The organism is Marinobacter nauticus, assembly GCF_003634635.1.
GTDB lineage: Bacteria > Pseudomonadota > Gammaproteobacteria > Pseudomonadales > Oleiphilaceae > Marinobacter > Marinobacter nauticus.
Map to the genome: position 1 here is coordinate 437,489 of NZ_RBJB01000002.1, position 19,720 is coordinate 457,208.

23 protein-coding genes and 1 tRNA gene are annotated in these 19,720 nt (G+C 56.9%); 19 read left to right on the top strand and 5 right to left on the bottom strand.

The features are described 5' to 3' along the window. The 6 genes from C7436_RS02110 (at nucleotide 1) to C7436_RS02135 (ending at nucleotide 4,958) form a co-directional block, all read left to right on the top strand. A complete protein-coding gene (locus tag C7436_RS02110) occupies nucleotides 1–903 on the top strand; it encodes a DUF1365 domain-containing protein (protein WP_121206534.1) in 903 nt (300 codons plus the stop codon). Continuing rightward, entirely contained in the window at nucleotides 891–2,165 is a 1,275-nt protein-coding gene (locus C7436_RS02115) for an SAM-dependent methyltransferase (protein ID WP_121206535.1), read from the top strand. The genes C7436_RS02110 and C7436_RS02115 overlap by 13 nt, the downstream gene beginning before the upstream one ends. Further along, nucleotides 2,162–2,686, top strand: a complete 525-nt coding sequence (locus C7436_RS02120; RefSeq protein ID WP_121206536.1) for a DUF2878 domain-containing protein — start codon at nucleotides 2,162–2,164, stop codon at nucleotides 2,684–2,686. Before C7436_RS02115 ends, C7436_RS02120 begins: the two co-directional genes overlap by 4 nt. Then, a complete protein-coding gene (locus C7436_RS02125; RefSeq protein WP_121206537.1) occupies nucleotides 2,683–3,420 on the top strand; it encodes a hypothetical protein in 738 nt (245 codons plus the stop codon). Before C7436_RS02120 ends, C7436_RS02125 begins: the two co-directional genes overlap by 4 nt. Before the next feature lie 77 nt (nucleotides 3,421–3,497). Continuing rightward, entirely contained in the window at nucleotides 3,498–4,310 is an 813-nt protein-coding gene (gene xthA / locus C7436_RS02130; protein WP_121206538.1) for an exodeoxyribonuclease III, read from the top strand. Nucleotides 4,311–4,328: 18 nt separating this feature from the next. Beyond that, entirely contained in the window at nucleotides 4,329–4,958 is a 630-nt protein-coding gene (locus C7436_RS02135; protein ID WP_121206539.1) for a TetR/AcrR family transcriptional regulator, read from the top strand. Nucleotides 4,959–4,961: 3 nt separating this feature from the next. Here C7436_RS02135 and C7436_RS02140 read toward each other — a convergent pair whose 3' ends face one another. After that, the gene (locus tag C7436_RS02140) at nucleotides 4,962–5,381 is read right to left on the bottom strand and encodes a phasin family protein (RefSeq protein ID WP_011784979.1); all 420 of its coding nucleotides are present in this window, start codon (nucleotides 5,379–5,381) and stop codon (nucleotides 4,962–4,964) included. 343 nt (nucleotides 5,382–5,724) lie between these two features. Here C7436_RS02140 and C7436_RS02145 point away from each other — a divergent pair, with 343 nt between their 5' ends. Genes C7436_RS02145 through C7436_RS02175 form a run of 7 tightly spaced genes read left to right on the top strand, consistent with a single transcriptional unit; the run spans nucleotide 5,725 to nucleotide 10,556 of the window. Continuing rightward, nucleotides 5,725–6,162: a YeeE/YedE family protein gene (locus C7436_RS02145; RefSeq protein WP_121206540.1), complete on the top strand. Its 438-nt coding sequence runs from the start codon at nucleotides 5,725–5,727 to the stop codon at nucleotides 6,160–6,162. 3 nt (nucleotides 6,163–6,165) lie between these two features. Next, nucleotides 6,166–6,621 (top strand): YeeE/YedE family protein, encoded by a 456-nt coding sequence (locus C7436_RS02150; protein WP_031210549.1) that lies wholly within the window; start codon nucleotides 6,166–6,168, stop codon nucleotides 6,619–6,621. Then, nucleotides 6,602–7,030 (top strand): protein tyrosine phosphatase family protein, encoded by a 429-nt coding sequence (locus tag C7436_RS02155; RefSeq protein WP_022991214.1) that lies wholly within the window; start codon nucleotides 6,602–6,604, stop codon nucleotides 7,028–7,030. Before C7436_RS02150 ends, C7436_RS02155 begins: the two co-directional genes overlap by 20 nt. 23 nt (nucleotides 7,031–7,053) lie before the next feature. Then, nucleotides 7,054–8,166 (top strand): ferrochelatase, encoded by a 1,113-nt coding sequence (gene hemH, locus C7436_RS02160; protein WP_121206541.1) that lies wholly within the window; start codon nucleotides 7,054–7,056, stop codon nucleotides 8,164–8,166. Between the two features lie 19 nt (nucleotides 8,167–8,185). Then, entirely contained in the window at nucleotides 8,186–8,926 is a 741-nt protein-coding gene (locus tag C7436_RS02165; RefSeq protein WP_121206542.1) for a 5-oxoprolinase subunit PxpA, read from the top strand. Then, nucleotides 8,923–9,606 (top strand): 5-oxoprolinase subunit PxpB, encoded by a 684-nt coding sequence (gene pxpB / locus C7436_RS02170; RefSeq protein WP_121206543.1) that lies wholly within the window; start codon nucleotides 8,923–8,925, stop codon nucleotides 9,604–9,606. Before C7436_RS02165 ends, pxpB begins: the two co-directional genes overlap by 4 nt. After that, a complete protein-coding gene (locus C7436_RS02175) occupies nucleotides 9,603–10,556 on the top strand; it encodes a 5-oxoprolinase subunit C family protein (RefSeq protein ID WP_121206544.1) in 954 nt (317 codons plus the stop codon). The genes pxpB and C7436_RS02175 overlap by 4 nt, the downstream gene beginning before the upstream one ends. Before the next feature lie 281 nt (nucleotides 10,557–10,837). Here the strand turns inward: C7436_RS02175 and C7436_RS02185 are convergent. Further along, nucleotides 10,838–10,928 (bottom strand) — tRNA-Ser (locus tag C7436_RS02185). Nucleotides 10,929–11,191: 263 nt separating this feature from the next. On the opposite strand from C7436_RS02185, the gene C7436_RS02190 reads away from it, so the two are divergent. The 5 genes from C7436_RS02190 (at nucleotide 11,192) to C7436_RS02210 (ending at nucleotide 13,384) form a co-directional block, all read left to right on the top strand. Beyond that, on the top strand, nucleotides 11,192–11,893 hold the full coding sequence (locus C7436_RS02190) for a Bax inhibitor-1/YccA family protein (RefSeq protein ID WP_011785004.1): 702 nt from the start codon (nucleotides 11,192–11,194) through the stop codon (nucleotides 11,891–11,893). Between the two features lie 100 nt (nucleotides 11,894–11,993). After that, complete coding sequence (gene tusD, locus C7436_RS02195) at nucleotides 11,994–12,404, top strand: sulfurtransferase complex subunit TusD (RefSeq protein ID WP_121206546.1); 411 nt, start codon at nucleotides 11,994–11,996, stop codon at nucleotides 12,402–12,404. A gap of 2 nt (nucleotides 12,405–12,406) precedes the next feature. Continuing rightward, nucleotides 12,407–12,757: a DsrE family protein gene (locus C7436_RS02200; protein WP_121206547.1), complete on the top strand. Its 351-nt coding sequence runs from the start codon at nucleotides 12,407–12,409 to the stop codon at nucleotides 12,755–12,757. A 9-nt stretch (nucleotides 12,758–12,766) separates the two neighbouring features. Beyond that, nucleotides 12,767–13,054: a sulfurtransferase complex subunit TusB gene (gene tusB / locus C7436_RS02205; RefSeq protein ID WP_121206548.1), complete on the top strand. Its 288-nt coding sequence runs from the start codon at nucleotides 12,767–12,769 to the stop codon at nucleotides 13,052–13,054. A 3-nt stretch (nucleotides 13,055–13,057) separates the two neighbouring features. Continuing rightward, on the top strand, nucleotides 13,058–13,384 hold the full coding sequence (locus C7436_RS02210) for a TusE/DsrC/DsvC family sulfur relay protein (protein WP_121206549.1): 327 nt from the start codon (nucleotides 13,058–13,060) through the stop codon (nucleotides 13,382–13,384). Nucleotides 13,385–13,407: 23 nt separating this feature from the next. On the opposite strand, the gene C7436_RS02215 is transcribed toward C7436_RS02210, so the two are convergent. From C7436_RS02215 to nfuA, 3 genes are all read right to left on the bottom strand, one after another. Then, complete coding sequence (locus C7436_RS02215) at nucleotides 13,408–13,767, bottom strand: hypothetical protein (protein ID WP_022991205.1); 360 nt, start codon at nucleotides 13,765–13,767, stop codon at nucleotides 13,408–13,410. 21 nt (nucleotides 13,768–13,788) lie between these two features. Further along, nucleotides 13,789–15,000: a DUF445 domain-containing protein gene (locus C7436_RS02220; RefSeq protein ID WP_211329838.1), complete on the bottom strand. Its 1,212-nt coding sequence runs from the start codon at nucleotides 14,998–15,000 to the stop codon at nucleotides 13,789–13,791. Nucleotides 15,001–15,184: 184 nt separating this feature from the next. After that, the gene (gene nfuA, locus C7436_RS02225; protein WP_029653412.1) at nucleotides 15,185–15,772 is read right to left on the bottom strand and encodes a Fe-S biogenesis protein NfuA; all 588 of its coding nucleotides are present in this window, start codon (nucleotides 15,770–15,772) and stop codon (nucleotides 15,185–15,187) included. A 238-nt stretch (nucleotides 15,773–16,010) separates the two neighbouring features. On the opposite strand from nfuA, the gene metH reads away from it, so the two are divergent. Next, entirely contained in the window at nucleotides 16,011–19,709 is a 3,699-nt protein-coding gene (metH, locus tag C7436_RS02230; protein ID WP_121206551.1) for a methionine synthase, read from the top strand. Nucleotides 19,710–19,720 lie beyond the last annotated feature (11 nt).

The window sequence follows — 19,720 nt, forward strand, 5'->3', positions numbered from 1 at the left end:
ATGGCCAGTGAATGGCTGGAAGGCACCGTAAGGCATCGGCGCAAGCTACCGGTTCAGCATGAGTTCAGCTACAACATCGGAATGCTCGCCCTCGACCTTGATGACTGGTCCACGGTAACCAGAACCAGCCCGTTCTTCTCCCTCGAACGTTTTAACTGGCTGGGACTCTACCGCCGGGATTACCTGGACCCGGAAGTGCCCAGCCTGCGCCAGGCCGTATTCAACCGCGTTAAAAGCGCCACTGGTTGGGCACCGGACGGGCCAATAGAACTGGTTACCCACCCACGCTATCTTGGCTACATTTTCAATCCGGTCAGCTTTTACCTTTGCTATGAAAGGGGCTGCAGGCCGGAAGCAGGCGCCATACCCCGAGTGATCGTCGCCCAGATAACCAATACACCCTGGAAGCAGCGCCATGTGTACTGCATGGAGTGCATCCAGCCAGGGCCAGGCTCCGATAGCGCCTGGCATACCGAGCGTTTTGCCTTCAGCAAACGCTTCCACGTGTCGCCATTTAACGGCATGAACCAGCACTACCAGTGGCTGTTCAGTTTTCGCGGCAAGGACATGCGCGTTCACATGAATGTGGAAGAGGAAGGCCGCAAGCATTTTGATGCCACGCTGGTAGTCCAACGCACCCCTCTTGATCGTAAAACCCTGCACAGGAGCCTGAGACGGTTTCCCCTGGAAACCATCAAAGGCATTGCCGGTATTTACTGGAATGCCCTGAAGCTGAAACTCAAAGGGGCACCCTTTTACACCCACCCGGACAAACTCGATGCAACCGACAGCGCCTACCAGCGCGGTATCGAAGATCTGGGGCTGGACGTAACGGAAAAAGCACCGGCACAACAAGACAACGCATTTGATTCGGCAGGAAGGGTAAGCTCATGGAGAACCTGAACACCTCGGTTGAACACCAGCGCACTGGAAACACGGGGCTTTCGTTGATCAGCCGTGTCGCAAAGAGCCTGGTTTGCCAGCAGCTGGCGCAGCTTGGTCATGGCAAGCTTGTGATCAGGGAGGCAGGTGCACAGGACCTTGTATTCGGTGATGGCGATGAACGCTATCCCCAGGCCGAGTTGGTAATCCACAATCACAGCACCTGGCGGGATCTGGTGACCGGTGGCAGCATCGGTGCTGCTGAATCCTACGTGGCAGGTGACTGGAGCTCACCAGACCTGACCGCCCTGCTCCGGTTTTTTACCCGTAATATCGACACCATGAACCGGTTCGAAGACCGCTTTGCCTGGATCAGCAAACCTGCGCTCAAGGCGCTGCACTGGCTGAACCGCAACACCCCGGAAGGCTCCCGCAAGAACATCAGCGCCCACTACGATCTGGGCAATGACCTGTTCCGCCTGTTCCTGGACCCGACCATGATGTATTCCTCCGCCATTTACCCCCGCGAGGATGCAACCCTGGAAGAAGCGGCCGTTCACAAGCTGGATACCATCTGCCGGAAGCTGGATTTGAGGTCGGAGGACCGGGTGTTGGAAATCGGTACTGGCTGGGGTGGTTTCGCCATTCACGCCGCCAAACACTATGGCTGCCATGTCACCACAACCACCATTTCCAGGGAGCAGCTGGAGCTGGCCCAGGTGCGGGTGAAAGCGGAAGGTCTGGAAGACAGGATTACGCTGTTGTTTGACGACTACCGCGATCTGCAGGGACAGTTCGACAAACTGGTGTCCATCGAGATGATCGAAGCCGTTGGCCCTCAATTCCTCGACAGCTACCTGTCCCAGATCAGCCACCTGCTGAAGCCGGATGGCCTGGCGCTGATTCAGGCCATTAACATGCCGGAACAGCGTTACCACCGGGCATTGAAGAATGTGGATTTTATCCAGCGTTACATTTTCCCTGGCAGCTTTATCCCATCATTCGGCGCTATTCTGGGCTCTATGAACCGGGGCTCGGACCTGGTACTGACCCATGCCGAAGACTTCGGCTTTCACTACGCCCGAACGCTGAGGGACTGGTGTGATCGGTTCATGGCGCGCCGTCAGGAACTGGAACAGCTGGGATACGACCAGGCCTTCCAGCGCCTGTGGCATTTCTATTTCGCGTACTGCGAGGCTGGCTTCAGCGAGCGGGCGATTGGCGTTGCCCATCTGGTCATGGCCAAGCCGGCCAACAAACGCGCGAACATTCTGAGTGTATGATCACTTCAAAAACAGCCCGTAACCTGCTGAACTTTATACTGTTCCAGGCAGGCTGGCTGGCCTGCGTGCTGTACCCCGGGCTAGCTACGGTGGGGCTGATCCTGGTGTTCCTGGGCCTGCATCTTGCTCTGGTCAGTCAACGGCGGTTTTCCGAACTGCAGTTTATTGGCTTTGGCGTGGTGCTCGGCGGCCTGATGGACACGCTCTGGTTCCGGACCGGGGTTCTGGCCCTGGATTCAGGAGCCGAGGTGCTGGCGGCCCCGCCTTGGCTAATCGCGATCTGGGCCATCTTCATGACCACCCTGTGCCATTCCCTGGGCTGGATTGGCCAGCGCCAGTGGCTGCCGTGGGTTCTGGCCCCCATTGCCGGGCCGTTTGCCTATTGGTCTGCCAGCCAACTCGGCGTGGTGGCGCTGCCGGACCTGACCATCTCCCTGGCCGCCATGGCCGTCGGCTGGCTTGCACTGTTTCCGTTGCTGCTGTTCATTCGAAAGGCCCTGTATACGGAGCTCGAAACATGAAGCCAAGTACTTCAGCCGTTCTCGCTCTTCTGGCAGCCGCCGCGCCCCCCGCTGCTGGAGCCGTATTTGAATTCACAGGTACGGCCAAACAGGATGGGAACGTGCTTTACCAGGAGGATCATCGGGTTGATGGTACCTGCTCCGAGGGGGTCTTTGCCCCGGTTGATCACCAGGTTTCCTACCGGAATCCGGAAAGCGGTGACGAGTTCGCCAGCAAATCGCTGTCTTACAATAAATCTGCGTTCAGGCCTCAGGTTGAGTTCCGCCAGCCAAGCTTCGGTGAAGCGTTAACCATCACCTACCCCCAGGAGCAGGCTCTCAACATTGTCTGGCAGGAGCCAGCGGGAGACACCCGTGAATTCACGGTGCCCTTCGACCAACGCCTGGTGGTGGATTCAGGGTTTGACTACTTTGTCCGGGCCAACTGGGAACAGATCCAGCAAAGCGAGTCGGTGGAATTCCGGTTTCTGGCGCCCACCCGGGGGGAACACTACGGTTTTGTTCTCGAGCCCGCCACCTCCGTCAAGGTGAACGCAGAGGTGACCGTGCAGATCCGCCCCACAAGTCTGGTATTACGGTTTCTGGTGGATCCCATCGTGCTGGGCTATAGCTCAGACGGCGCACTGACCGACTATCTGGGGTTAACCAACATCCGGCAAGATGCCGAATCCAACCACATCGCCCACATTCGCTATCAGGTTGCCCGCTTACCGGATTGTGAACTGACACGGTAATCCGGTCGCCGCTGCCAGACGGCACCGGGCCTGGGGTGTGTTAAACTCCGGAAAATTTTTCCGGAGATTCTGCGCCCATGATGTTTGTGTCGTTCAATGTGAACAGTATCCGCACCCGCCTGCATCAGCTCGAAGCCGTGATTCAGCAGCTTAATCCGGATGTCATCGGTCTTCAGGAAACCAAGGTCACTGATGAGGAATTCCCGGTCGAAGCCATTCGCGAGCTCGGTTATCACGTTCACTTTCATGGCCAGAAAACCCACTACGGTGTTGCCCTGTTATCCCGCGCGGAGCCGGAAGAGGTCATCAAGGGCTACCCCTCCGATGGCGAAGACTCCCAGCGGCGCCTGATTACCGGCCATTTCACCGTTAACGGCGAGCCCCTGACCGTCATCAATGGTTATTTCCCCCAGGGGGAAAGCCGGGACCACCCTGTAAAGTTTCCTGCCAAGGAAAAGTTCTACGCCGACCTGATGGCCTACCTGGACGAACTGGCCAAGAAACCCGGCCATATTATGGTAATGGGCGACATGAACATATCGCCCACAGACCGCGACATCGGCATTGGCGCCGACAATGCAAAACGCTGGTTGCGTTCCGGAAAATGCAGTTTCCTGCCGGAAGAGCGGGAATGGCTTGGGCAGGTTGAACAACGGGGCTTTACCGATGTATTCCGCCATCTGCACCCGGACGAAGCCAACACCTTCAGCTGGTTTGACTATCGCAGCAAAGGCTTTGAGCGTGACCCGAGGCGAGGCCTGCGCATTGACCTGATCATGGCCAGTGACAGCCTCCTGCCCAAGGCAAAAGCAGCAGGAGTGTCCTACGATATCCGGGCCATGGAGCGACCATCCGATCACTGCCCGGTGTGGGCCTCATTCGACCTCTGATTGACCGGGCCATTACGGATGAAGAAAGTCAAAACCAGGGATCGGATCCTCGACACCAGCCTGCTGCTGTTCAACAGCCTTGGGGAGCCCAACGTCACCACCCTGCTGATCTCCGATGAGCTGGAGATCAGCCCGGGCAACCTGTATTACCACTTCAAAAGCAAAGGCGATATCGTTGAGGAATTGTTCCGGGCCTATGAGGCAGAGATGCTGGATCTTCTGGCGGTGCCCGAGGAAGCAGACGTGCCCATGGACCAGTTCAGCTTCTTCCTGCATCTGCTGTTTGAAGCCGTGGCCCGCTACCGTTTCCTGTACCAGGATCTGGTCAATGTCCTGTCCCGTTACGATCAGCTTCAGGTTCGGTTTCGCAGGATTCTCAAAAAGAAGGAATTGGCGTTCAACACGCTGTGTGAGAGTTTTCGCCGGCAAGGCATCATGAACATCGGTTCGGATGAACTGGCTTCGGTGTGTGAGCAGCTTACCCTGACGGTGTGTTACTGGAGTAGCTTCGACACGCTTTCGCATCTGGATGACAGGGAGTCAGTGGACCCGGGCCGCGGGGTCTATCAGATGCTGCACCTGTTGCTGCCCTACCTGAACGAGGACGAGCAGGAACAGGTGCGGCTCACCAGCCAGACCTATCTCTAAAGTTTATTCTTCCTCGTCGCGCGCAGTGTTCTGGCCGCGCAGTCTGGACAGCTCACTTTCCAATGCCTCGATACGGCGCTCCATAGCTTCGATTTCTTCCCGGCGATGAATGCCCAGACGACGGAGTGCGCCAGAAACCCGCTGGTCGAACATATGCTCGAGCTTGTCCCAGGTACCGGTGGCCCGCTCACGAACCTCGCCTACCCGATCTTCCACGGTGCGGATCTGTTTCTCGACCACACCCCGGGTTTTGCTCTCCAGCTGTTCGCCTTCCTGAACCAGACGATCAAAGAACTTGCCGGCGTCCTCTTCCGCTTTGGTGTAGGCGCCAAGCCCAGCCAGCCAGATTTGCCGGGCGGAATCCTTGATCTTGCCCGCCAGTTGCGGATCATTTTCAGGATTTTTGTCGTCGTGCTCAGACATGCATACCTCATGGGAGTCGGGCATTAGCGGTAGCTGTCATTGTATTACAGCCGGGGCCGGATTGCAGTGGTGGCCCTGAGAACCGCATAACGAAAGGCCGCAGTATAACCACTGATGCAATATGAAAAAATGTTTTCAAACGAAAGCGCCTCTCACTTGAACTGTTCGAATTATGGTCAATACTTCCCAATACCGGCATCCCTGTTGATGTCGGTTTGTCTGGAAGTCTTTCATGGATACTACTCGCACGCCTCTGCCCGGCATTCCCTGCCGGGCTTTTTTTGTTATTATTTCTCCCCATTATATGGTTATTCCAAAACCGATATCTCGCGGGAGTCTATGAATGATTGATATTGCCTGGAGCCAGTTTACCCCTGGCGCTGCACTGACCGGCGGCCTGCTGATCGGCCTCGCCGCTGCAAGCTTCCTGCTTTTGAACGGCCGCATTGCAGGAATAAGTGGAATACTGGGTAGCCTGTTGGTGCCTGCTCGCCGCGATATACTCTGGCGGGTGGCTTTTCTCGCCGGGCTTGTAGGCACCCCAAGCCTGTGGCTGCTGTTTTCTGAACTTCCACCCATTCAGGTTGACGCAGGTTATCCAGCCCTGATCGTTGCCGGATTGCTGGTGGGTATAGGCACTCGCTACGGCTCAGGCTGCACCAGCGGGCATGGTGTCTGTGGATTGTCTCGTCTGTCGCCTCGCTCACTGGTCGCAACCCTGAGTTTTATGGCAACAGGATTTTTAACGGTGTTCGTAATTCGCCACCTGATGGGAGTCTGAATGATGAAGTACTCTGTCACCTCACTTCTGGCAGGACTGATTTTCGGGTTGGGGCTCATGGTATCGGGTATGGCCAATCCGGAAAAAGTGCTTGGTTTTCTCGATATCGCCGGGCTTTGGGACCCTTCACTGGCTTTCGTGATGGGAGGCGCAATCATCGTCGGACTGGTCGCTTTCGCCGTGGCGCGCAGGCGTACCCTGTCGTTCCTCGGATTCACCATGAAAATGCCGGCGAACAACCGTATTGAGCCCAGACTTGTTATTGGCAGCATGATGTTCGGTATTGGCTGGGGCATTGCCGGTTTTTGTCCAGGGCCCGCCCTGGTGGCTCTTGGTGCCGGAGAAATCAAGGCCGTGGTCTTTGTTGCGTCCATGGTGGCCGGTATGATGGCATTCGAAGTGATCGAGCGGATTAAACGACCGTCGTTGGGAGACACGCGTGGATATCAGAAAAATTGATGACAGTATTTCCGTAGCGCCACAAATCGCTATTGATGACGTTGCCGAAATTGCGCGTCTGGGGTTTCGGACCCTGGTCGCCAATCGGCCCGACCATGAAGAATACGGCCAACCGGCCATGGCCGACATTGAGGCCGCAGCGAAAGCAGAGGGCCTTGAATGGGTCTACATGCCGGTTGAGTCTGGCAATATTACCGACCAGGACGTAGAACGTTTCGCTCCCATGATCCGTGATGCCGAGAAACCCGTACTAGCCTTCTGTCGTTCCGGCACCCGCTGTACGGTACTATGGGCCCTGAGCAGTGCCCGCGACCACCAGCCTGAGGAAATCCTGTCCCGGGCACGGAATGCAGGTTACGACATTACCGGGCTTATTCCCCGCCTGATGCAGCAGGCCGGCAAGCGTTAATTTTCACCTCACGGAACGTCTCAATGCCTTACAACGGGATCGATAACTACCGCCACAATGAGCCGGACCGGCTCGGTGTGCTGATCACCAACCTTGGAACCCCCGACGCACCTACTACTCCCGCCTTGAGGAAATACCTCGCGGAATTCCTCTGGGATCCGCGGGTTGTCGAGGTACCGCGCCCCCTGTGGTGGCTGATTCTGCACGGCGTCATTCTCCGCATCCGCCCCCGGAAAAGTGCGGAAGCCTATGCCAGTGTGTGGGAAAAGGAGGGTTCTCCCCTGCTGATTCACACGGCGAAACAGGCTGAGGGTATCCGTGAGGCCATGAAACGGCGTTTCGGTACCAATGTGGTGGTTGGGTTCGCTATGCGTTATGGCAACCCTTCCATCCCCCGGGTACTGGAAGAGATGCAACAACAGGGCGTGCGCAAGCTGCTGGTACTTCCGCTGTATCCCCAGTATTCGGCCTCAACCACAGCCTCAACCTTCGATGCCATTGCAAAAGACTTTACCCGGCGGCGTTGGCTGCCCGATTTCCGGTTTGTTTCCCATTACCACGATTTCCCGCCGTACATCGAAGCCATGGCGCGCCATATTGAATCGCACTGGGCTGAACATGGCCGCAAGGAAAAACTGATTCTCTCCTACCACGGCGTACCGCTGAAATACCTGCTGAAGGGCGACCCCTACCACTGCGAATGCCATAAGACATCGCGGCTGCTGGCGGAGCGCCTTGGTCTCGGTAAAGACCAGTACATGACCACTTTCCAGTCCCGATTCGGGCGGGAGGAATGGCTGCAACCCTATACCGATGAAACCCTTAAAGCCTTGCCCGAAAAAGGGGTAAAATCCATTGATGTATTTTGCCCTGGTTTCTCCGCCGATTGTCTGGAAACGATCGAGGAGATTAACGAGGAAAACCGCGAATACTTTATGGAGTCCGGCGGCGAAGGCTTTAGCTATATTCCCTGCCTGAACGCCACTCCGGGGCACATCGATGCCCTGGTGACACTGGTTGAGGAAAATCTGCAGGGATGGGGTATTCCCGAGAATTCGCCGGAGTCCCTGGAACAACGGGCCAGACTGGCGGAAGAGCGCAAACAGGCCACCTTCCCGGGCCGCAGCGACATCTGAGGAGAGACAGGACAGCGCCATGAAACTGAATTGCGATCTGGGGGAAAGCTACGGCGCCTGGCAAATGGGCCAGGACGACCTGGTTATGCCCCTGATCGACATGGCCAACGTGGCCTGTGGCTTTCACGCCGCAGATCCTATGGTGATTCGCAAAACACTGGCACTGGCAGCTGCCCATGACGTGGCGGTTGGCGCTCACCCGTCCTATCACGACCTGCCCGGCTTCGGCCGGCGCTCGATTCACCACACGCCGGAAGAAATCGAAGCCCTGATGCTTTATCAGCTCGGGGCGCTCGAAGGCATGTGCCGCAGTGAAAGCCTGACGCTAAGCTACGTCAAACCCCATGGCGCCCTGAACAACGACATGATGCGGGACAATAGACTGCTTCGCGCCGTGATGGAGGCCGTACGCACCTTCCGGACCGATCTGGCACTGATGATTCCGGTCACCAGTAACTACCGCGAACATCAGCAAATGGCGGCCGACGTTGGCCTGCCCCTGCTGCTGGAAGCCTTTGCAGACCGCGCCTACGATGACGAAGGCCAGTTGGTTTCCCGGCGCCAGGCCGGCGCCGTACACGAGGATCCGGACATCATCGTTCGCCAGGCAAAGTCGTTTGCTGACAAAGGTGGTGTGTTCAGTACCACCGGCCACTGGCTTGAGCTTCCCGCAGACAGCCTGTGCGTGCATGGCGATAATGATGCCGCACTGGAGGCGATCAAAGCCATCCGCAAGGCGCTCGGCAAACCCGGCCAATGATTGAACCGGTTTCCGAAGACACCATCCTGATTACCCTGGCCCCGGCCATTGACGATACCCTGCCCGCTCGCATTGCCAGCCTCGTCGACAATATTTGGCGTGCCGGTTTTCGCTGGCTGGTGGATATGGTGCCCTCATACACGACATTGATGGTGGTCTACGACCCCATGCTCATCGATTTCCGGCAGTTAACCGCCGAACTCAGGCCCATCATTCACAGGCTGAGCACACAGGCGCACCAGGCGGAATTGAAAAGCCGCCTGGTGGAACTGCCGGTATATTACAGTGTCGAGACCGGGCCTGACCTGCAATGGCTGGCCGCGGAGAGCGGCCTCGATTGCGAGGAAGTGATTCGTCGACACAGCTCGGTTGAATACCGGGTGCATGCGCTCGGTTTTGCCCCCGGCTTCGCCTTTATGGGGCAGGTTGACCCCACCATCGCCGCGCCCCGGAAAACCACTCCTCGCAAACAGGTACCCGCCGGAAGCGTTGGCATTGCCAATCGGCAGACAGCAGTTTACCCGCAGGTTTCTCCGGGCGGCTGGCAGCTGATTGGCCGCTGCCCGACACGCCTTTTTGATCCAACGAACCTGTCGCTCCTCAAGGTGGGCGATCGGGTGCGCTTTACCCCCATCAGCCGGGAGGCGTTTCTGGCCGCCGGTGGGGAGCTCATTTCATGAGCTGGCTGGAGGTCATTCATCCCGGCGTGCAAAGTTCTGTGCAGGACAGTGGTCGCCGAGGTTATCGCCACCACGGGCTGGCCGCAGGCGGCGCCCTTGATCTGATCAGCTTTACCTGGGCCAACAAACTGCTGGACAATCCTCGCCATGCTGCCTGCCTGGAAATCATGTTAGGGGGATTCCGCGCCATTGCCCACGGCTCGCTCCAGATTGCCATCACCGGCGCCAGAACCAGGGTGGCCGTGAACGGTGAACCGGTTGAGCTGTGGCGAACCCTGAACCTGAATGACGGTGACGAGCTGACCATCAGCCACTCGGTTCATAACCGGCTTATCTACCTGGCCGTGGCGGGGGGATTGGATTCACCGGAGCAGTTCGGCAGTCGTACGGTGGTTGTTCGGGAAAAGTTCGAGGGCCGGGGCCCGTTAAAGCGCGGAGATAAACTGGTACCACGGGAACCGCAACGAAAAGTGCCGAGCCGGGAAGTGCCCGCACACCAGCGCCCTGATTTCAGTTCAGAGGTGGTTATCGGCCTGATAGCGGGCTATCAGTACGCTCAGTTTCAGCGTTCAGATATCCTGCGGCTGACAACCAGCAGCTACACCGTTAGCGATCAATCCGACCGTATGGGTTTCCGGCTTCAGGGCCCGGCCCTGGACTGCCCTCCTCCCGGCATCATATCCGAAGGTATTGCACACGGATCCGTTCAGATTCCCGGCGATGGTCAGCCTATCGTACTGCTGAACGATGGCCAGACGATTGGAGGGTATCCCAAGCCCGGCGTAGTACCAGCGCTGGATTGCAGCCGCCTGGCTCAGCAACTACCCGGTGGCCGTGTCCGGTTTGAATTATGCGATCTGGCTACGGCGCAGAATCAGCGTCGGCTTTTTGAGCTTCACTACCAGAACACTCGCTGGTGTCAGAATGGCCAGGCACTTGAGTGGCTTTAATTCCCCCGGCATGCTCAAGATCGGGAACGGCCTGGCAAAAAGTGCATTCTTCCGTATCTACGGCGGCCCCACCCGTCTCTACATAACGCACGCGATGGCTCGCCCTGCCTCGATTGGCTGACACGGCGAAGCGGCGGTTTTTGCGTTCTGTCTGTTCCTGGTTTTCCGGCTGTTCAGCCATGGACGAATTCTCCCAATTATGGAGAGTGACGTTTAGAATCCAACTGGGATATCAGTGTAACTAAGGTATTGGGGTATCGAGAGGAAAAACAAGAAGAAAATGGCGGTGGGCCAGGGATTCGAACCCCGGGACGGCTATTAACCGTCGGCGGTTTTCAAGACCGCTGCATTCAGCCACTCTGCCAGCCCACCGTCTTGTCGAAGCATTGGGAAACGCTTCGGCTTGCTGCCTTGTCGACAGCGGGAGGAATGATACCGGATTTGCCTCCTCTGTCAACGCCCTGCAAGAAAAACAAAGTAAATTCCGTGGCTTCTGGTCAGCACTTAGACAAGATTACCGCGTTTTAATGGAATCCATTTGGTGTTTCTCTGTCGTAAATGATTGAAAGTTGCGGTTTCGACATTATGATGGTCTACAGTATCCAGTTGCACTAGAGCACTAAACGGAGATGACAATGGAAGACAGACGTTTCGGCGTTCAGAACAACCAGGCGGCCTACTCGCCGGCTAGCGAGACCAGTCGCGCAACGACAGGTATCAGCGACGACGCCATGAAGGTGTTGCGTAACACCTACATGCTGCTCGGTATGACCCTGGCGTTTTCAGCCGTGACTGCGTTCCTGAACATGAATGGCACGCACCCGGGCTTCCTGATTACCATCGTGGGCTACATCGGCCTGCTGTTTGCCACCTATAAACTGAAGAACAGCCCTTGGGGCATCGTCACCACCTTCGCACTGACTGGCTTCATGGGTTATACCCTTGGCCCGATCATCGGTGCGTTTGTTGCCGCCGGCGCCTCGCAGATTGTTGCTCAGGCACTGACGCTGACTGCCGTCGCGTTCGTGGGCCTGTCCGCAACCGCTATCATCACCAAGAAGGACTTCAGCTTCCTGTCCAGCTTCCTGACCGCTGGCGCATTCGTGCTGATTGGCGCCATGCTGCTGGCTTTCTTCATGGAAAGTTCCGCACTGCACCTGGCCGTTTCCGCAGGCTTCACGATCTTTGCTTCGATCATGATCCTGTTTGAGACCAGCCAGATCATCAAGGGTGGCGAGCGTAACTACATCATCGCCACTGTGGGCCTGTATGTGTCCATCTACAACCTGTTCGTCAGCCTGCTGCACCTGCTGTCTGCGTTCAGCGGCGAAGACTGATCATCAATCTCAGTCCAATGCCTTGAGAAAACCCCGGCCTATGCCGGGGTTTTTGCTTTAGGTAAACTTGCAAGGTTTCCATCAGCCAGCATTCGAATCCATGCCGCAGTCTCTCAGTTACACACTCGTGATTACCGGTGCCCCCTGGGCAACACAGGCACCCCAGACTGCCCTGTCATTGGCTCAGGCCCTATTGAAAGCGGGCCACCGCATCGACCGGGTATTCCTGTATGGCGATGGCGTGCACCTGGCGTCAGCCCTGAGCGCTCCTCCCTCCGATGAGCAACACTGGCCGCGACTGTGGTCTGAATTCCTTTCCGGGAACAACATCGCAGCGGTCGCCTGCATTGCTTCGGCACTGCGCCGTGGCATTGTCGATGAGACCGAGCAGGCCCGTTACGAGCTGACCGCCAACAATCTCAGGGCACCCTTCGAGATTGCAGGTCTTGGTGAATGGGTAGAGGGTAACCTGAAGTCCGACCGGGTTCTTTATTTTCACGGGGCGCACTGACCATGACCACCCTGATTGTGATCGATCTGCCACCCTATGGCTCCTGGACAGGGCGGGAAGCGCTGGACATGACTTTCTCCCTGGCGGCCTTCGACCAGCCAGCCGCCATGCTGTTTCTGGGGGCTGGCGTCAACTGGCTGTGCAAAGGCCAGGCAGCAGAAGCCGTCGGACAGAAATCCGTCGAGAAGAATCTCTCTGCAGCCGCCCTTTTCGGTGTTGAACAGATATTGGTGGATACCCGGGCTTGCGCAAAGTACGGGCTGGAGACCGGCGATTTACTGCCAGGGACTACGCCAGCGGAGTCAATTTCCGAAACCCTGGGCCAGTATAGCCGCGTCGTTTTTGCCGGATAGGAACCTGTCATGCCTGAGAACGTCAACACTACCCTGCACATCATCAATAAGGCTCCGGAACACGCCAGGTTTCGGCATTGCCTGGCATCGGTTCAACAGGGTGACACGTTACTGCTGATTGAGGATGCGGTGCTCGCACTGCTTGATCGGGAAAGACAGCTGCCAGGGGCGTCTTATGGCCTGGAGGCAGACGCGAATGCGCGCGCCGTGGCTAACCGCGTGCCCTCAGAGCAGCTGGTCGACTACGCCGGTTTTGTGCAGCTGACCGTCAATCATTCACGAATCATCAACTGGTAAACCATGAGTGCTTCGAATTCGCCTGTGAGAAACAACGAAGGTTTTCTGGAGGACGCGGCCACCTGGACCAATGAGGTAGCCCAGGAAATCGCTCAGGAAGACGACATTGAGTTAATGGAAAAACACTGGGAAATCATATACTTTTTAAGGGATTTTTATAAACAGCATGAGATGTCGCCACCGTCGAACCGGTTGTTCGTGAAGGCCGTAAGAGAGGCACTGGGGGACGAGAAAGGCGACAGCATCTACCTGATGACGCTGTTCCCCGGAACACCCGCCAAAACGGCCTGCCGGATAGCCGGCCTGCCTCGCCCTACGAACTGCCTCTGAACCAGTGGGAGATATCTCCCCTGTTATCTGTCCCGCTTTTCGGCTGACCGTGCCCGGGCCGCTTGCTGCTCTTCGGCAGCGGCACCCAGAAAGGTGCTCAGCCCGTTTTCAAACAGGTTCGAGCCAAACTTGAGGAACTGGCGAGTGGATTCACGGGTTGCACCGTCCCAGGCGCTTTGGGGTATCTGCCGGATAGATTCTGCAACGCCCTTCTGAACGCCACTGGTGACCTTCGGCTCAATCTCATTGGCGGTGTCGATCAATTCCTGGATGCGCTCAGCCAGCCATGGCTTTACCACCCAGAACCAGAAACCGAAGAGAACGGCCGTTACGGTGGCCGCTGTCAGTAAAACCTGCGTGAGGATCTGTGCCCAAACTGGCATACGCTATTCTCCCTGGTGTGGTCAGCCCAGTACGGCCTGGGGCAAGCCGGTCATGGCAAGAAACTGAACGAGCCCGGCCACGGCACCAAACAAGCCACCTACGAACATCAGCTGAATTTCTTCCTCCCGGAACGCCGGCCTGAGGATGTCCTGGAACTCTTCCGGTCGCAGGGCTTTCATCTGGCTTGCCAGCACCCCCGCGACGACCGGCGCGCGCTCACGGTTGAAAGCGGGATCACTGAATACATCCCGGGTTGCCAGCACCGCTTTCTGATTCATCACACGCTTGAGCTCGGTGTAACCGGTCATGCCTACAGACACCTGAGCCGCCAGCTTCATGACCATGGAATTGTCGAGCATGGGGCGCAGGTGTTTCTGGATAATGGCACGGGTTCGGTCACCGTGCTGGCCATTGATCATGGCATCGGCGACTTTCTCAACCGTGATCAGTTCCTCCGCCACCAGGCGCGCCCAGATATCACTGATTTCATCCTGGCGCCGCAGAAACAGCCCCTGCAACTGCCAGAAAAATACCCGGCGCGGGCGCACCGGTGCAAAGATCAGGTTTATGGCAATCCAGTTAGTGATAAAGCCAATGAAAAAACCGCCCACCGGCAGTAACCAGGGCTGGGGGTAGAACACCGAAACCGGCGCCAGCACTGCGCCCATCAAGGCACCAATAATCGCGCCCCGATTGATGACGGATCTGAGTTCAACCGCGCCGGCCTGCTGGAAGATACGATTCATCAGGTCCGGATGGTTCTGCAACTCCCGACTCAACAGCGCCTTGAGATCGACCAGCTCATCCAGGTCGTCACCAAAATCCTCCACCAGTTCTTCTACCCGATTGGGTAACTGTTGCCGCGCCCACTGATAGATCCGGGCACGAACAAACAGCGGCAGGTTATCCCAGAGTACCGGCTGGATTTCATACATGACTTCATCAATGTACTCATCCATACGGGGCGTTACCTGAGCCACCACCTGTTCCACAATCCGGTTGGGCTCCAGCTTCTGGTACACCGAATTCAGGTCGCCAAACTTCTGCAAGGTGCGGTCGATGCAGATATGGGCCATCTTCTCCGCCTTGCGTGGAATTACCCCTTGCCAGCCAATAACCCCAACGCCGATAAATCGGACAGGATGAAAGGACATCTGAATGGCCAGCCAGTTGGTGAACCATCCCACCACTGCAGCCATTACAGGCACGGACACAAGAGCAAGGTCAGTCAAGCGTTACCCCGAAATCAAGAAAAGCGTTCGCTCATACGGCACGGATAATACCCGGGCTTTGGTTCTGTTTATGTGACCGATAATGAAGTATTGCGCTTAACAGGCCATTGGCCGTGTAGCCAGGTAAGGCAGGTGTTTCTGGCAGCCGCCAGCAATCGAGCGGCTGCCGGAGGGAGGGTGCAACTTATTGATAGTAAGCGTTTTCAGTGTTTGAGTGGTCGGTCACATCCCGCACTGCGGAGATTTCGGGAACGCGTTCCTTCAAGGTTTTCTCAACGCCCTGCTTCAGCGTCAGGCTGACGGCAGAACAACCCTGACACCCACCACCAAAGCGCAGTACAGCCACCGATTCCTCGACGATTTCAACCAACGACACATCGCCGCCGTGGGCCGCAAGGTTCGGATTGATTTCAGAGGCCAGAACGTAGTTCACACGGTCCGGCAGCGGCGCATCGTCAGCCACCTGCGGCACCTTGGCGTTGGGCGCCTTGATGGTCAGCTGGCCGCCCATCTGATCCTTGGAATAGTCGACGTAGGCGTCTTCCAGGAACGGCACCGAATTATGGTCCAGGTACAGGGTGAACTTCTCCAGGTCGACCTGCTCATCGGTTGGCACAACTTCATTGGGCGGACAGTACGCCAGACAGGTTTCTGCGTTGCGGGTGCCGGGCTGGGTCACGAAAATGCGTACGCCCATGCCTTCAACATCCTGCTTTTCAATCAGTTGCGCAAGATAATCCCTTGCGGAATCAGTCACAGTTACCAGAGCCATGCTTCCTACCTGTTATCAAGTGTGACTGCCATTTTATGAGAGATCGCGGGAACATAAAAGACCAAGTAAAATAGTCGGGCATTAATGGGGTAATCAATTTCCCTTATGCCAGCGAACGACTGCCAAACCGGAACTTGATAATGATCATCCGTACTAAGACGCCTTTCGGCATTTTTGCTATGATCCCGCGCCAAAACGTAAAACACGACGTTAATAACGACACCCGGAAGAGTTTTCTATGACCGATCGTAATACACGCCTGGAACAGCTGCACCAAGCCCTCAAGGAACGTATTGTCATTCTTGATGGTGGCATGGGCACCATGATCCAGAACCAGAAGCTGGATGAAGCCGCATTCCGGGGCGATCGGTTCAAAGATTACGAACGGGAAGTTCAGGGCAACAACGACCTGCTGAACCTTACCCAGCCTGCCCTGCTCCGCAACATCCATGCAGAATACCTGGATGCGGGCGCCGACATTATCGAGACCAACACCTTCAACTCCACCAAGCTGTCACAGGCCGACTACGGTCTGGAAGAGCTGGCCAGGGAACTCAACGTGGCTGCGGCGAAGCTGGCACGGGAAATCGCCGACGAGTTTACGGCCAGGAATCCCGACAAGCCGCGGTTTGTGGCCGGTGCCGTGGGCCCCACCTCCCGCACCGCCTCAATTTCACCGGATGTAAACAACCCCGGTTACCGGAATGTGGATTTCCAGACTCTGGTCGACAATTACTACGAGGCGGTCTCCGGCCTGGTCGAGGGCGGCTCAGACCTTATCCTCATTGAAACCATTTTCGACACTCTGAACGCCAAAGCGGCAATCTACGCGACCCAGCAGTTCTTTATCGACAGTGGTATTGAGCTGCCGATCATGATTTCCGGCACGATCACCGATGCCTCTGGCCGAACGCTTTCCGGGCAAACCACCGAAGCTTTCTACAACTCGGTTGCCCACGCAAAACCGATTTCCGTGGGCTTGAACTGTGCACTTGGCGCGGACGCACTTCGGCCTTATGTGGAAGAACTGTCGAACAAGGCCGAAACCTACGTATCAGCCCACCCCAATGCCGGGCTACCCAACGAGTTTGGCGAATACGACCAGACCCCGGAGGAAATGGCCGAGATCATTGAAGGCTTTGCCAAAGACGGCTTTCTGAACATCATCGGCGGCTGTTGCGGCTCGCGCCCGGATCATATTGAAGCCATCGCCAGGGCAGTGGCCAAGTATCCGCCCAGACAGATTCCTGAACGCCCGAAAGCACTCAGACTCTCCGGCCTGGAACCGTTTACCGGTGACGAAAACACTCTGTTCATCAACGTGGGTGAACGCACCAACGTAACCGGCTCCAAGCGCTTCCTGCGGCTGATCAAGGAAGAACAGTATGAGGAAGCCCTGAGCGTTGCCCGTGATCAGGTTGAGAACGGTGCGCAGATCATCGATATCAACATGGACGAGGGCATGTTGGATTCCAGGGAGGTGATGGTTACGTTCCTGAACCTGGTGGCCTCTGAACCGGACATTTCCCGCGTACCCGTCATGATCGACTCGTCCAAGTGGGATGTGATCGAATCAGGTCTGCGCTGTATTCAGGGCAAGGCCGTGGTGAACTCCATCAGCCTGAAAGAAGGTGAAGAGGAGTTCATCAAACGTGCCAGGGACTGCATGCGCTACGGCGCTGCCGTGGTGGTGATGGCCTTTGACGAAGACGGCCAGGCCGATACCTTCGAACGCAAAACCGAAATCTGCAAGCGCTCCTATGATGTGCTGACCGGCATCGGCTTCAACCCGGCCGACATTATCTTTGACCCCAACATCTTTGCCATTGCCACCGGCATTGAAGAGCACAACAACTACGCGGTGGACTTCATCAACGCCACGCGCTGGATCCGGGAGCATTGCCCCCACGCCTCTATCTCCGGTGGCGTCAGCAACGTGTCATTCTCGTTCCGCGGCAACGATGCGGTACGTGAGGCCATTCACTCCGTCTTCCTCTATCACGCGGTCAAGGCCGGCATGAATATGGGCATCGTGAATCCCGGCCAACTGGTGATTTACGACGAGATCGAGCCGGATCTGAAGGAACTGGTGGAAGACGTGGTGCTAAACCGCCGGGATGACTCCACCGATCGCCTGCTTGAAGCCGCCGAAAAGTTCAAAGGTAAAGGCGGCCAGGCCAAAGAAGAAGACCTTGCCTGGCGTGAGTGGCCCGTTGAGAAGCGCCTGGAGCATGCCCTGGTTAAAGGCATTACCAGTTACATTATCGACGACACGGAAGCCTGCCGTCAGAACGCCAGCCATCCCATTGAAGTGATCGAAGGCCCTCTGATGGCCGGCATGAACGTGGTCGGCGATCTGTTCGGTGACGGCAAGATGTTCCTGCCTCAGGTGGTCAAGAGCGCCCGGGTAATGAAGCAGGCCGTGGCGCACCTGATTCCGTACATCGAAGCTGAGAAAACCGAGGACCAGCAGGCCAAGGGCAAGATCCTGATGGCTACGGTCAAGGGCGACGTACACGACATTGGCAAGAACATTGTTGGCGTTGTCCTGCAGTGCAACAACTACGAGGTGATCGACCTGGGCGTAATGGTGCCCTGTGAGAAAATCCTGGAAACGGCCCGAAAAGAGAATGTCGACATGATCGGCCTGAGCGGCCTGATCACACCGTCACTGGATGAGATGGTGCACGTGGCCCGGGAAATGCAGCGGCTGGACTTCAATATCCCGCTGATGATTGGCGGTGCCACCACCTCCAAAGCCCACACTGCAGTCAAAATCGAGCCCCAGTACAAGAATGACATTGCCCTCTACGTGTCTGATGCCTCCCGCTGTGTGAACGTGGCTTCCCAGCTGTTGAGCAAAACCGCCAAGCCGGCTTTCGTGGAAGCAGCCCGCACCGAATATGATGAAATCCGTGAACGCCGGAAGAACCGTGGCGACCGCACCAAACTGGTGTCGCTGAAAGAAGCCCGTGCTCGTGCACCGGAAATCGATTTCGAGAACTACCAGCCACCCAAGCCGGCTTTTACCGGTGTCCAGGTATTCGAAGACTATGATCTGAACGAACTGGTGGACTACATCGACTGGACACCGTTCTTTATTTCCTGGGACATCGCCGGCAAATACCCGGCCATTTTTGACGACCCGAAGCGTGGCGAAGCCGCCCGCACCCTGTTTGACGATGCCCAGAAACTGCTGAAGCAGATGATCGGGGAAAAACGTATCTCCGCAAGAGGCGTTATCGGGTTCTGGCCCGCCAATCGTCGGGGTGATGACATTGTGGTGTACACCGATGAGTCCCGAACCGAAGAGCTGACTACCCTGCACCACTTGCGTCAGCAGGATGAGAAAGCTCCAGGCAAGCCAATGATGGCGTTGTCCGACTTCGTGGCGCCGGAGAGTCTGCATCTGGGCGATTACGTGGGCGGCTTTGCGGTGACCACCGGCATCGGCGTCGACGAACTGACCACTGAGTTCAAAAACGCCCACGATGACTACAGCGCCATTATGGTCCAGGCCCTGGCAGACCGACTGGCCGAAGCCTTTGCCGAACGCATGCATGAGCGCGTGCGCAAGGAGTTCTGGGGTTATGCCACCGATGAACAGATGGCCAACGAGGACCTGATCAAGGAACGCTATCGTGGTATCCGCCCGGCCCCCGGCTATCCCGCCTGCCCGGACCATACGGAAAAGGCCACCCTGTTCAAATTGCTGGACGCCACCGCCAACACCAGCCTGCAGCTAACGGAGCATTTTGCTATGTATCCAACCGCAGCAGTCTCCGGTTGGTACTTCGCCCACCCGGAAGCCAAGTACTTTGCCGTTGGCAAAATTGGCGTTGATCAGGTTGAGGACTATGCTGAACGCAAAGGCCTGACCAAAGCCGAGGCCGAACGCTGGTTGATGCCAAGCCTGGCGTACGATCCGGCGGAATAACCTGAGGCGGA